Below are 12,799 nucleotides of genomic sequence, written 5' to 3'. Positions count from 1 at the left end.
GCGGCGGAGGTGGGGTCCTTGCCGTCACCCAACCAGGTGGCGGAGCAACTGGAACGATGCATCACCGCGCGACACTAGGAGATGCCATGCGAGTCATGTTCACGACGAGCTCCGACAGGAGCCTGTTCCGGCACATGGTGCCGTTGGCGTGGGCGCTGAGGGGCGCAGGGCACGAAGTGTGTTTCGCCGTCCAGCCCGCTTTCGCGGAGGAGGTGACCAGCGCCGGCCTGACCGCCGTCCCGGTGGGGAGCGACCGGAACTTCTTCCGTGTCGGCCACACGCGCCCGGAGTGGCTGGAGACCGTTCGCAAGGACCTGCCCTCGCCCTACGACACGGCTGATCCCGGCGTCACGCCCGACTGGTCCACCATGGTGCGGGGGTACGAGGAGTGTCTTACGTGGCACAGGCTCGACAACACCTCGATCATCCCCGGGTTGGTGGAGTTCGCGCGCCAGTGGAAGCCGGACCTGGTGTTGTGGGAACCGATGGCCTTTGGTGGANTGTTCGGGGTGGCGCGGGAGCGTTTCCTGGAGCTGCGTGAACAGCAGCCCGAGAACGAGCGTGTGGACCCGTTCGGGGAGTGGTTGGCCGGTTACGGGCGCAAGTACGGGTTCGAGTTCTCCGAGGACCTGGTCACCGGACAGTTCACCCTCGACCCTCTCCCCGAATCGATGCGGATGGACACCGGTTCGCCCCGCGTGTCGATGCGATTCGTGCCCTACGGCGGTCCCGCAGTGGTCCCGGACTGGCTCCAGGTTCCCCCCGAACGCCGACGCGTGGCGGTCACCCTCGGGATCACCGCCGTCGAACAGTTCGGTGGCTACACCTCCGACATGCGGGACCTGCTGGTCGGGCTGTCCGACCTGGACGTGGAGGTCGTGGCGACCGCACCTGAGGCCGAGCAGGAGAGGATGGGGCCGGTACCGGACAACGTTCGGATGGTGTCCTACGTGCCTCTGGCCGACCTGGCCGCCACTTGCGACGCCGTGGTCAACCACGCCGGCCCGGGGACGTTCCTGACGATGGCCGCCCACGGGGTGCCCCAGATGCTCCTCCCGTGGGAGTTCGACGCCCCTCTCTTCTCCTCCCGGGCGGTCGGACAAGGCGGGTCCCTCTCCCTGCGCCCGGACCTGGCCGACGGCGCCGACGTCCGGGACGCTGTGGCCCGTCTCCTGGAGAATCCATACCTCCGCGAGCGTGCGGTGGACCTGGCCGGGCAGATGGAGGACATGTCTTCCCCCGCGGACCTGGTCCCCACCCTGGAGGGCCTCGCCGTCCGCCACGGTTCGCGATGAGGGTACGGAGGACACCGGCTCCACGAAGGATTCGGGGTCATGGCCGCCGGCCATGACCCCGAAACGTGCCCCGGGGAGGGGTCAGGCGGGAGCGGGCGCTCCGAGTAGGGACTCGCAGTGTTTGCGCATCGCATCGCGGGCCCGACGCACCTCTGCACCCATCGGCCGGTCGGCGTTCAGCGGCGGCGAGATCCGCGCGAGCTCGGTCCACAACTCGTCGGTCGCCCCGTGGTCACCGGTGAACCGTTCGAGCTGGGTCACGCAGACCGCCAACGACCCGATGACCAGCCACGCGAGGTCGAGCGCATCGGCGACCCCGTTCGCGCCATTGAGCGCCATGGGTACGTGGTCCTGGTTCCAGCCGTTGGTCGGCAACGTGGTCAGCGAGGCCGGGTAGACCAACTGCCGGATCCGCGACACGAACGAGGTGGAGCTGATCTGCACCCCGNCCCCCCCCCCGCCGTTGGTCGTCGGGTTGAGGACCAGGCCGATCTGCCGCTCGGCGAGGTAGGCGACCATGTGCAGGGCGAGCCCGAGCTGGTCGGAGGCCATCCCCACCGGCATGGCGTGGAAGTTCCCTCCGTGCAGGACCTCGCCCCGGAACGTGATGGGGTTGTCCGTGCAGCCGCTCGCCTCGCGGGTCAGGGTGGTGCCCACGTGGTCGAGCTGATCGAGCACCGCGCCCAAGACCTGCGGTGCGCACCTCAGGCTGTACGGCTCCTGGAGGGGGCGGCTCTCGCCGAGCGCGGCGTCGTCGGGCAGCACGTCCCGGATCCAACGGGAGCTGGCGATCTGGCCCTCCTGTCCGCGGGCGAGGGAGACGCCCTCGTGGAAGTGCTCCGGGTTGGAGCCCAGCAGGGTGGCCAGGCGGCCGCTCAGGACGGCCGAGGCACGTGTCAGGGCGAGGGCGGAGCGGTGGTTGAGGACGGACCGGGCCAGGCCCACGCCGGTGCCGTTGACGAAGGCCAACGCCTCCCGGACCGGCCACTCGAAGGGCTCCGAACCCAGCCGGGCCAGCGCTTCCTTGGCCGGGACGGTCGTCCACTCGTCCTTCTCGTCGCGGATCCAGGCCTCACCGAACCCGGTGAAGCTCAGGGCCGCGTGCGCCAGCGGCTGGAGGTCTCCGCTCGCGCTGACCGTGCCCTCGCGCGGGATCACTGGAGTGAAGCCGGCGTTCCACAGGTCGGCGAGCACCTGCCAGAACTCGGTGGAGACAGCGGAAAAGCCCCGGCGCATACTCGTGAGGCGCAGCCACAGGACGAGCCGTGTGGTGTCCGGGTCGAGGGGCTGGCCCTGGCCCGTACCTAGGTGCGAGATGAGAGAGCTGCCCTGTTCCATCTCCGACTCGGCCGAGTAGAGGACGAGGGGACCGAACCCCTGGGTGAGCCCGTAGATCGGCTTACCTGAATCGAGGTGGCTCGCGATGGTCGCGGCGCTCTCCTCGATCCGGGTGATGTCCTCGTCCGAACACGGGTCGAGCCGGGCGTCCCACGCCGAGTTCTGAATGATCCCCGCGAGGTAGTCAGTGTTGGCCATGTCTGGGACCACGTTGTTTCCTTGTCCTTGTGTCACTGAACAGGGCGCACCTTGTTCAGACTTGAGCGGTTGATTCGGGGTACCGTGTGGACCTTCCTGGGACGGACGCCCAGACGGGCGAAGGCCTTCTCCAGGCCGACCTCCTTGAGGTTCTGGTCTGATCCCAGGACGACGTACATGTCGATGTGCTCGCCGATCATCGAGTCGGTGACCGGCAGGAACGCCAGGTCCTCGCAGTCGAGTGCGGAGTGCAGGGAGTTTTCGACCTCATCCAGATTGATCCTTCGCCCGTTCACCTTGACGATGCGTGAACTGCGTCCGGTGAAGGTGAACGACCGGGGGCCCAGCGGAAGGATGAAGTCGTCGAGCGTCACCGACTCCAGCGGCTCCTCCCCTTCGCGGAAGGCCAGCCGGGGGCTGGTGACGGAGAGGGACAGCTCCCCGCTCTCGGTCCCGTTTGACACCGAGTTCGTCACGGACTCCGTGAACTCGACATCGGGAAAGAGGGTCCACTCCGGCGGTTCCCCGGTGCTCCACTGGCGGGTGGCGATCCCGCCCGCTTCCGTGGAACCCAGTACCTCTACGATCCGGGCCCTTTCTGGTCCCGCCTCCCGCAAGAACTCGTTCGCCGTGTCGGGGATCATCGCACCCCCGTAGAGCACGGTCACCTGGTCCAGGGATCGCACCCAGTCCAGGTTCTCCAGCAGGAGGCGGAAGATCCACGGGGTGGCGACCACGACGGCCCGTCGTGCCGAGCCCAGGTCGGGCATCGTGCCGAAGAAGCCCGACTTGTACCAGGTGGGAAGCCGCAAATGAGCGGGGAGGAGAACGCTGGTCAGTGCGCCGTAGAGGTGCAGGGTCGGCACGAACGAAACGACCGCTTCCGGGTACTGGGGCCGGACCAGGTCCGCGAGCATCCCCGCCTCGGCCCACACCTTCGAACGACGACGGCGCCAGCGCTGGCTCGGGCCGGTCGTACCGGAGGTACTGAAGTCCACGCACGGCGGTAGGAGAGACAGCGCCAGATCCTCAGGGTCCTCGAGGGAGTCCCATCGCGTGTGCCAGGCCGTGTCCGCGACTTCAGGGGAGGAGAACTCCAGGGACAGCAGCTTGGCCGGCTCCATGTCGATATAGGTCATCAGTATTCCTTCGGTTGGCGGTGGAATCGCCGAGGCGGCGTGGCCCGCCGTCCCGCCAGCGGGACGCGTAGATCAATCAAGGGAATAGGCGATCTGCATCAAATACTTCCCGTAATCAGATTTTTCCAGGCGCTTCCCGAGCCGGTGGCAGGCATTCGGGTCAATGTATCCCATGCGAAGAGAGATCTCCTCCAGGCATGCGACCCGAACGCCCTGACGCTTTTCGATGACTTGAACGTACTGGCTGGCCGAAAGTACCGAATCGTGTGTTCCTGCATCGATCCAGGTGTAGCCGCGTCCCAGTCTTATTACTTTCGCTCTACCTTCTTTCAGATAGATGTTGTTGATGTCGGTGACCTCAAGCTCTCCGCGATCCGATGCCGTGAGTTCCCGGGCGATATCGACCACGTCGGGAGTATAGAAGTAAAGGCCGGTTATCGCGTTGTTAGAAGAAGGGTTGTCCGGCTTCTCGGTGATGGAAAGAAGGGACCCGTGCTCGTCGACCTCGGCGACGCCGTAGCGCTCCGGGTCCGAGACCGGATAGCCGAACAGTGTGCATCCGTCCAGGTCACTGAGGGCGTCGCGCAAGACACGAGGGAAGCCGGCGCCGTGGAATATGTTGTCGCCGAGAATGAGGGCGATGTTCTCGTCACCGATGTGGTCGGCGCCGATACGGAATGCGTCTGCGATGCCCCGGGGCTCTTCCTGGACCGAGTAGGAGAGCTTCAATCCCAGGTGCGATCCGTCGGACAGAAATTCCTTGATCAGAGGAAGGCTTGTCGGCGTGGAGATGATCAGGATGTCGCGGATCTCCGCGAGCATGAGCACGGAAAGAGGGTAGTAGAGCATCGGCTTGTCATAGACCGACAGAAGCTGTTTCGACGTCGACAGCGTGGCAGGCTGCATTCTGGTTCCGCTGCCCCCAGCAAGGATGATTCCCTTCACCATTCCACCTCTTCGGATGTCGGAGAACATGTGAAGGTTAATTCAACTTGCGTCCTGTTTGTCAATATAGAACACCGAAGCCCCCGGCAGCACTCTTGCTGCCGGGGGCTTCGGTGTTCGTCGATTCAGGAACGCACGCCGACGAACAACCCTCGACCGGTGGGCGCACCGGGGAAGTACTCCGCGGGACATCCCGCCTCGGCGAAGGCCCTCTCGTACTCCTCCTTGGCGAACAGAGTGAGGATGTCGATCTCGGTGAACTCCGAGATCCCACCGGAGTCGCCGACGAGGAAGCGCACCTCCATGTGGGAAGCACGGCCCTTGCGGACCGTGTGTGACATGCGCAGGATGCTGCGCCCCTCGCCCTCGCACGAGTCCGAGCGCAGATACCCGTCGATGAACTGCTCGGGGAACCACCACGGCTCGATGACCAGGACCCCGCCGGGCTCCAGGTGGCGGGCCATGTTCCACACGGCCGCCGTCAGGTCCTCGACGGTTTCCAGGTAGGCGATCGAGCAGAACATGCACGTGACGGCGTCGTAGGTGCGAGCGCAGTCGAAGTCGCGCATGTCCCCCTGGGTGAAGGTCACTCCAGGCACACGCTGCCGGGCATGGTTGAGCATGGCCTCTTCGACGTCCACGCCCTCGGCGTGGGAGAAGCCACGGTCGAACTCCTTGAGGTGCGCTCCGGTGCCGCACGCGATGTCCAGGAGCGAGTCGGCGTCGGGGAGACGTCTGCGGATGTGGTCGATGACCAGCTGCGCCTCGTCGTCCCAGTCCTTGCCACGGCCCCGGTACATCTCCTCGTAGATCTCAGCGAGCTTTGGGCTGAACATGGCTCTCTTCTTCTTTTTGGGGGGTTGTGGTCAGGAAGCACCACGGAAAGAGACGTGGTGCAAGAAAAACCCTCACCCGATGTGGTGTGGCCCACAAAGAGTGAGGGCTGGGGCAGAAGGGCGGAGATATAGGAAATTTCCCTTTTCTCCGCCAAGAGCGGAAAGAAGGTCAGTGCAGAGAAATGAGTGTGGCTGAGTGACCTGTGTGGGCATCGCTCGGGGGCGGCTCTGCGGCCGCTCTTCTGGGGCCCGCACCGGACACGGAGGAAGCGAACCTCGTGCGACAGGGGGGTTCGGTGTGTCGGGTAACTGGATGACTGCAAAGAGTGTTTAGGCGGAGGTGATCGAGGGAGGGCCGGCGGTGGCTGAGGCGGATTCCAGGTGTTCGGACATGGAGATCGGCTCTACCGCTTCCTCCAGGACAGAGATGATCCAGGAGACGAGGTCCTTGTCCTGACGCTCCGCTGCCTCTTCCCAGCGCTTCTTCTGCTTGAGGTCAAGGTTCATCTTGATGTTGATGGTGCTGATGTCGCTGGCTTCGGAGGTGCGGCTCTCCCGGATCATGCGGCGGAGCTTGTTGCGGGACCACCCGTACTGCTCAGCCTTGTCGAGCCATTTCTCCTGCTCCTCCTGGGGGCGGGAGGCGACCTCGGCGTGGTGCTGGAAGCTCAGCGTCGACCGGCGGTACTCGGGGGGGAAGCGGCGCGCCACCCATGAGTAGTTCCGGAGGGTCTGGTAGTCGAGGGACGTCTCCTCGATCGCCTTCTTGTAGCGGTTGGGGTACTCGTTCTGGCCGTAGAGGAGCCAGTCGCCCAGCCACCACGAGGAGGAGTCGGATATCACATTGATCTGCCGGCCGAGTCTACGCCATTCCTCGATTTCCACTCCGCGGGGAATGATCAATGTATTTCTTCTTGTCACGGCCTTTTCGTCGACCTGGAACAGGTAAGACTTCTCGCTCTTTGAAACCCTCTGCGTTCCATTCATGATCAGTCCCGCTTCCTCTGGTTTGTTTAATGGTGAAGGCTAGTATTTACTCGGCGTTCTTCCGGGTTTTAATGGGGATCATCACTACAGAAACCCCCTGCCTGTGTCAAGGGTTTATTTAGCCATGGCGGCATTCGGATGGCGGTCATGTTAACACGGACTAATTTGTATTTGGCAAGTGCCGCACACCGCACACCGTACACCGGGCCCGGGGAGAGTGATCAGTTGGTGTCGGTCCTTATGCATTCAGGAGTGGCAATGATTCTTTCTGCGAATGGTTGATAACAGTGGGTGAGGATTGCTCGGATCGTGCCCCTGGCTTCGGGCATGGTTGGTAATCCAGTTGTATATCCGTTTTGTCATGATTTTCGAACGGCCTGCCTACGGCGGTGGCGCTGGTGTGCGATGGCTCGGTGCGAGCGTCGGGACGGCGGCCGGAGCATATCCGGCCGAGGTGCTTGTGGCCATCGATGAGCGCCCAGTCGTAGAACCACTCACCCTGTCCCCGGCCGAGCGTTTCTGCCAGGCCTGGCCGGGCAGGAGTGCCGCCGGCTCACCGACAGTGGTCGATCTGCGGGGGCAGGATGTACTCGGTGCGTGGCACGGCGATCACGTAACAGGCCTGCTGTTCCTTCAGGCTCGTGCGCAGGTGTGGTTTCTGGCTACAGATCTGGGCGGAGGCCATCCACATAGCGGGTGTCTTCGGTCTGGCGCAAGCTCCTGATGTAATGCAGGCATGCTTGGTCCAGCTCGGTCAGGTTTCTTGCTGATGGCCCTCAGGGAAAGAGCTGGGGGTTACTTTCTGCGTACGAGCAAATGCTATATGTAATAGGACTCCACCTTTATGAGGGTGTTGGAATGCCTTGATGTTCGTGGATTTCGAGGAGCGGCGGCGGGGGTATGGAGCCTCCTCGTTACGGCAGTCGTACTTTGTCGTGTGGTCTGGGAGAACACCGTTGGTCGACACGGTGTTATGGCCGGTTCGCCAGACACAAGGGCAGCCGCCCAACGATCGTTGCTATGTGAAGAGGTAAAAATCGCGGGCGACCTGGCTCAGGCCGGTGCGCTGCTCGGTACCCGGACCGGGGCGCATGAGCACGAGTGATAGGAGCCGTCGGGCAACAGCTCCACCACCGGTAGCTCCAGGTTGTCCTTGACACGTCACACCGGGCGGGCGCCGGTGTCAGCGGCCTGGCAGAAGCCGGTGAAGGAGCAGAAGTCGCGGTCGGCCAGCACCAGCATGTCCGGTTCCAATCGTTCGTACGGAGTGCGGGCCAGGGACTGTTCTCCGGCCTGGGACAAGACACCCTGCCCGACGCGACCCGGTGGGTCTCTTAGGAGGCTTTCACCCGCCCGCTTGACGTGATCGGTCTGCCGTGACCAGCACGGACATCACCGCTCACCGAGATTGAAACAGTCCTGTGCTCTCTGGGGTGTCCGAACACAACGGGTGGGCCATCGCCGAATGGACCGGTCACCGCACCCTTGACAAAGTTCAGCTGCTGAACCGGGCCATTCGGGACAGCAGCCAGGTGATGCGCGCGGTCCGCCCCATGTGGTTACAGGCCTGGCTCCGCGGCCCCTGCCCACGGCATGAGGGCCGGGCGCTGGACAAGACCGGACAGGGCGAGAAAGGCCGGACCGCCACAGGGATCAAACGTCAAAACGTGGGGTGCTCCGGCGGCATCGCCGACAAGAGTCTCTGGTAGAACCGCCGCGACCGCCGTTGGGCCCCGCCCGCCGGCACTACCGAGGAACCCGTCCGGTACGCCCACTTCAGCACCCGTGCCTGCAGGTCAACCAACGAAGTACGGCTGCCGTGCTGTGGCAGGGGCCTCTCCGGGCCGCGGAGGGCGAGGAGGGGCAGGCGCGGGTCAGGGAACCGGGTTCTCGTTGCCGTACAGGGCCTGCCAGTAGTAGCTCCAAGGGACCGAACGGGCCTCGGCCGCGCACTTCCAGTGTTCGCCGGGGCGGTAGGCGGAGACGAAACGGACGGCCGCGGCGGAGACGGCCTCGCTGTCGTAGATGTCGAGTACTTGTCGCAGTGGTCCTGTGCTCAGCGCGTAGCGGACGACCTCGTCGTCATCGCTGTGCCCGTCGGGCAGGTACTTGCCGACCGGGTTGTTCACGTACAGGTGGGCGCAGTGGGCGTCCACCAGGTTGAGGTAATGCTCCACTGTCTCGGGGTTCATCTCCGCGAACGAGTCGATGTTGACGCACAGGTCGTATCTGCGGCCCTCCAGTGCCGCCTCGACCTCCTCGGCGCGCACGAAGCGGATCCGGGAGAAGCTCTCTTCGTCGAGGACTCGCTCCAGGTATGCGCGCGACAGGAGCAGGGCGTTGTCCAGGTCGACGATGCAGTACTCGGCGATGTCGTGGTTGGACATCATGCTGTGGCAGGTTCGGCCGTAACCGGCACCGACCTCCAGGACCCGGGCGTTGTCCAAGGTGACGTTGCGCGAGATGAAGCCGAGCTCGAACACCGCCTGGAGGTAGTCCACGCAGACGTCCTGGCCGTGGACCCGGGCAGAAATGGGTGCGCCCACGTCGCGGTTCCGGACTCTGCGGAGGCGCCGCCACTCCTCCTCGGACATACGCATTGCCAGCTCGTGGGCCAAGGTCTTGAGATACCGGACTCCGTTGGAAGCCGGATCCCACAGCGCGAGCTTGAAGTTGACGGCGTTGGACTTGAACCCGGAGAGATCGGTCACCGCTTTCCGGGTGATCGCCGTTGAATTGTGATGCTCCCACAATGGGCTGCGTCCGTACTTGTCATCCACGGGGGGCTCCCTCGGTGCGATATGAGATGAGAGGTGGGACAGGGTTCCGCGATTACGGGTACAAGGAGTGGGACGGGGAACGCTCGGGTCAGGCGTTCGGCCCCGGCGCCCCACGGGTGGGCGCCCCACGGGTGTTCAGTCCTGAAGGCCGGTCGGGGCCGGACCGGTGTCGCGGTGCGGCGCCGGTGGAAATTGTAGTGATGCGCCCGGACGGTCTGCGTTCGGAGTGGGGCCGGGTGAGAGCTCAGCCTCCGGGATCCGTTGCCCGGTCGCCGCCGCTCCGCAGATACCCGGTCGCGAGCCCGGACAACAGGACGCTCGCGGGTACCGCGACCGCGACACAGACCCAGACCGGCCACTCCGTGAGCGCGCCGAGCAGCACGCTCGCGAGCAGGCACAGGAAGACCGCGCGCGGCAGCCGGGAGGTCCGGCGCGGGGGCACGGGCGGTGTGCGTCCGGTCGGGGTGTCCATGGGGCGGCTCCTTCACCGTGGGGCGGTTCGGGGTGTCGGTAGGGAGATCATTCCCAGGTGGCGGTGGCCGGGTCGACACCGCGGCGGCGTGCGTTGGCGTCGATCACCTCGTGCAGCCACCGCGCCAGGCCCGGCGCCAGGGCCTCTTGGTTCGCCCGGAACGCCGGGTCCTCGACGTAGGTACGCCCGATGAGCACCTGCATGGAGTGTGTGCAATGGAAGTACACCCCGATGGACGCGCGGTGCTGCTCGGCGAGTGCGTCCGCCCGCTCGCTCCCCGGTTCCACACCCGCCCGCATCGCCTCGATCAGCTCCGCGTTCAAGGCTTCGACGCCGGCGGTGATCCGGTGCCAGTCCTCGGTGGTGCGTTGCGCCGCCCGCTCGGTGTACTGCGCCCACTGGGCCGTGTGGCCCCACTTCCGGCGTGCCTGCTCGGACCAGTCCGGGTTCCAACGTTCACCGAAGATCGCCACCTGGTCCTCTGCGGACAACAGGAGCCCGGACTCGCGGGCCTCGGCCATGCGGTCGAGCGCGTCGGCCAGCCCCTCGAGACGGGTGATGCGTTCCCGGAGCCGGTCGCTCTGCCGGAGCAGGGCGTCCGCGGCCTCCTCCGCCGGGGCCTCCAGCAGCCGCGCGGTCTCCTCCAGGGAGACGCCGAGTTCCCGATGGACCACCACCCGGTGCAGGTGGGCCAGGTCGGAGGCGGCGTAGAGGCGGTACCCGGCCGGCGAACGCCTGGAGGGACGTACGAGGCCGATCTCGTCCCAGTGGTGGAGCGTGCGCACGGTGACGCCCACGCGGGAGGCCGCGGTGCCGACGGTCACCGCGGTGTCCGCCGTGCCGGATGGTTCTGCCACGCCCTCAGTGTGCCGCACCGGTCACGCCTCGGTGCCCTCGATCCCCATCTCGCGCAGGTACCCGGCCTCGGTGCTGTCGGGGTCGAACGGGCGCGCGGCGGTCATGACCACCCGGACGCCCTCGGGGGTACGGACCTCGACGTCGAGGGTGTTCCACGGGGTCCGGTACGGATCGGACGCGCATCCCGGGCGCAGTTCCTCGCACGCCGCGGCGATCCCGTCCATCTGGCCGAGCACACACGAGAAGCTGACCGTCATCGTCGGCTCACCCGTGTCCCCGGAGACCTGACCCGGAACGAGCAGGACGTCCTGGAACGCCCAGCGCCGCAGGTGGGTGATCCGGTCCGGCACGGTGAAGAAGTCGAAGAAACCCAGGCCCCGGGTCCAGAACTCCACCGACCCCGGTAGGTCGCCGGTCGGCACGTTCATGAACATGGGCATGCCGTAGATCCCACGGAAGAGCTCCGGTGGTACGGCGTCGGGGGCCGGGTGCGGAACGGGGCTCATGCTGAAGGCCGCGAAGGTGTTGTGGTCGTTCATGGGCCCAGCGTCGGCCCTCACGCGGCGTGAGGGTCAAGCGCCCGGGGGGGAGTGAAGCTCCGGATCGCGGGAACCAACGGGCGTGAGGCGCACGACCACACACGGCGGCACCTTCCCGGCCCCGGGGACGCCGCCTGGAGAGCAGGACATGTTCCGCATGCGCAAGGCGACCGCCGCCGACATCCCCGCCGTGGCCGACATGATCCGCGCCCGCTGCTCCTGGCTGGAGAACCGGGGGCTGCCCTCCCTGCGAGAGGACGCCGACGACCTCGCCGGCCAGGCCGAGCACGGTTTCATGTGGCTGCTGTGCACCGACCCCGGGACCTCTTCCACATCGGAGGAGGTCGTTGGCTGCACGACGGTGCTCGACCGCGGCACGTCCGAGGGATGGACCACCGAGGAACGCGGGGAGGACGCCCTCTACCTCTTCTCCACGGTCACACATCCCGAGTACAGGGGGTTGCGCCCGGGCACCGTCATCTCCCGTTGGGCCGTCGATCAGGCCGCCCGCCAGGAACGCGACTGGATCCGGCTGAGCTGTTTCGGCCCCGAACTGGCGCGCTACTACCGCGACCAGGGTTTCGAGCCGGTGCGCGAGGTCCCCGCCGACGACGGGGGCCTCCATCTCCTGGCACGCCGGCCCGAGCGGCTGTGCTGACCACGCGGAGGCCACCGCACGGGCAGGGGGTCACAGGTTGCGCGTGCTACGAGCATGGTCTTTTTGCTCGGGGTGGGCAAAGCCCTGTCCGGCGCTCCTGGACCGTTGGCGGGAGGCGGGGTCGGCAGAGCTCTGGGCGCTTGGGAACAGGGCTCCTTGGGGCGCCGGTGTTTCTGGGCTTGGGGTTGTGGGGTTTCTCGTGGTGCCGGGGGATCGTGATTCGTCGGGGTCGGGATTTTAGCCCGGCCGGGTCTGCGCGCAACCCACTTCGGCGCCACCCCCACACACTTAGGAAACGGAAAAGGTGCGGCGTTCTGCGGGGTTGTTCCCAGCGCCTCGGGGTGTGCGCTACGACCCTTGACGCCGGGCTTTCCCGACCCACCTCGACGAACCCCTCCACCCCCCGGCGCCCGGTCGCCGAAGAAGCGGGGGTCCCAACCACCAAACCCCCTGTGGTGGCCACATTGCGACCACCGCTTGCGGCGTGGGCACGGCCGCTCGCTCCTGCGGAAGCCCTCCTACGACAGGCACAAGCCCGGCCCCGGCACTCCCGGTGGCGCATTGAGGACAGGGCAGGCCGGCGTGTGCGCGGTTCGGCCCCCCTCTTATTTTATCGCGGGAAAGCGGGCCGGTGGAGTTATCCACAAGCCCATTTTCGGGGAATATCTAAGGAGAACCCCGAGGCGGCTTCGTAGATCAAGGTAAGGGTCTTATACCCTTGGGGATAGTGCCGTTTCCAGAGATGCTTCTTTTA

Annotated in this window: 14 protein-coding genes; 3 read left to right on the top strand and 11 right to left on the bottom strand. The window is 65.8% G+C overall.

Annotated elements, in window-relative coordinates:
- The first annotated feature begins 56 nt into the window (after nucleotides 1-56).
- Entirely contained in the window at nucleotides 57-1,295 is a 1,239-nt protein-coding gene (locus D473_RS0123565; RefSeq protein WP_449406461.1) for a nucleotide disphospho-sugar-binding domain-containing protein, read from the top strand.
- Nucleotides 1,296-1,376: 81 nt separating this feature from the next.
- Here the strand turns inward: D473_RS0123565 and D473_RS0123560 are convergent, their stop codons facing one another.
- The 7 genes from D473_RS0123560 to D473_RS27535 form a co-directional block, all read right to left on the bottom strand.
- The gene (locus D473_RS0123560) at nucleotides 1,377-2,831 is read right to left on the bottom strand and encodes an aromatic amino acid ammonia-lyase (protein ID WP_017611502.1); all 1,455 of its coding nucleotides are present in this window, start codon (nucleotides 2,829-2,831) and stop codon (nucleotides 1,377-1,379) included.
- Nucleotides 2,832-2,863: 32 nt separating this feature from the next.
- Nucleotides 2,864-3,970, bottom strand: coding sequence for an AMP-binding protein (locus D473_RS0123555; protein WP_017611501.1), 1,107 nt, complete (start codon nucleotides 3,968-3,970; stop codon nucleotides 2,864-2,866).
- Between the two features lie 72 nt (nucleotides 3,971-4,042).
- Nucleotides 4,043-4,945 carry a glucose-1-phosphate thymidylyltransferase RfbA gene (gene rfbA, locus D473_RS25315; RefSeq protein ID WP_338044163.1) on the bottom strand — a complete coding sequence of 301 codons (903 nt, stop codon included), beginning with the start codon at nucleotides 4,943-4,945 and terminating at the stop codon, nucleotides 4,043-4,045.
- Between the two features lie 95 nt (nucleotides 4,946-5,040).
- Complete coding sequence (locus D473_RS0123545; RefSeq protein WP_017611499.1) at nucleotides 5,041-5,751, bottom strand: class I SAM-dependent methyltransferase; 711 nt, start codon at nucleotides 5,749-5,751, stop codon at nucleotides 5,041-5,043.
- A gap of 330 nt (nucleotides 5,752-6,081) precedes the next feature.
- Nucleotides 6,082-6,654 (bottom strand): LmbU family transcriptional regulator, encoded by a 573-nt coding sequence (locus D473_RS0123540; RefSeq protein WP_026127251.1) that lies wholly within the window; start codon nucleotides 6,652-6,654, stop codon nucleotides 6,082-6,084.
- A 637-nt stretch (nucleotides 6,655-7,291) separates the two neighbouring features.
- Nucleotides 7,292-7,429: a hypothetical protein gene (locus D473_RS27540; RefSeq protein ID WP_017611497.1), complete on the bottom strand. Its 138-nt coding sequence runs from the start codon at nucleotides 7,427-7,429 to the stop codon at nucleotides 7,292-7,294.
- Nucleotides 7,430-7,899: 470 nt separating this feature from the next.
- Nucleotides 7,900-8,040: a hypothetical protein gene (locus tag D473_RS27535; RefSeq protein ID WP_161626437.1), complete on the bottom strand. Its 141-nt coding sequence runs from the start codon at nucleotides 8,038-8,040 to the stop codon at nucleotides 7,900-7,902.
- Between the two features lie 131 nt (nucleotides 8,041-8,171).
- On the opposite strand from D473_RS27535, the gene D473_RS0123520 reads away from it, so the two are divergent.
- Nucleotides 8,172-8,447: a hypothetical protein gene (locus D473_RS0123520; protein ID WP_152436917.1), complete on the top strand. Its 276-nt coding sequence runs from the start codon at nucleotides 8,172-8,174 to the stop codon at nucleotides 8,445-8,447.
- Between the two features lie 165 nt (nucleotides 8,448-8,612).
- Here D473_RS0123520 and D473_RS0123515 read toward each other — a convergent pair whose 3' ends face one another.
- The 4 genes from D473_RS0123515 to D473_RS0123500 form a co-directional block, all read right to left on the bottom strand.
- Entirely contained in the window at nucleotides 8,613-9,518 is a 906-nt protein-coding gene (locus D473_RS0123515; protein ID WP_051043211.1) for a putative sugar O-methyltransferase, read from the bottom strand.
- A gap of 244 nt (nucleotides 9,519-9,762) precedes the next feature.
- Entirely contained in the window at nucleotides 9,763-9,990 is a 228-nt protein-coding gene (locus tag D473_RS0123510) for a hypothetical protein (RefSeq protein ID WP_017611493.1), read from the bottom strand.
- 47 nt (nucleotides 9,991-10,037) lie between these two features.
- Complete coding sequence (locus D473_RS0123505) at nucleotides 10,038-10,847, bottom strand: MerR family transcriptional regulator (protein ID WP_017611492.1); 810 nt, start codon at nucleotides 10,845-10,847, stop codon at nucleotides 10,038-10,040.
- Between the two features lie 21 nt (nucleotides 10,848-10,868).
- The gene (locus tag D473_RS0123500; protein WP_017611491.1) at nucleotides 10,869-11,387 is read right to left on the bottom strand and encodes a hypothetical protein; all 519 of its coding nucleotides are present in this window, start codon (nucleotides 11,385-11,387) and stop codon (nucleotides 10,869-10,871) included.
- A gap of 148 nt (nucleotides 11,388-11,535) precedes the next feature.
- On the opposite strand from D473_RS0123500, the gene D473_RS0123495 reads away from it, so the two are divergent.
- The gene (locus D473_RS0123495; RefSeq protein ID WP_017611490.1) at nucleotides 11,536-12,045 is read left to right on the top strand and encodes a GNAT family N-acetyltransferase; all 510 of its coding nucleotides are present in this window, start codon (nucleotides 11,536-11,538) and stop codon (nucleotides 12,043-12,045) included.
- Nucleotides 12,046-12,799: the final 754 nt, after the last annotated feature.

It is taken from the genome of Nocardiopsis xinjiangensis YIM 90004 (assembly GCF_000341145.1).
GTDB classification, from domain to species: Bacteria; Actinomycetota; Actinomycetes; order Streptosporangiales; family Streptosporangiaceae; genus Nocardiopsis; species Nocardiopsis xinjiangensis.
This window is presented reverse-complemented; position numbering and strand designations above follow the sequence as displayed.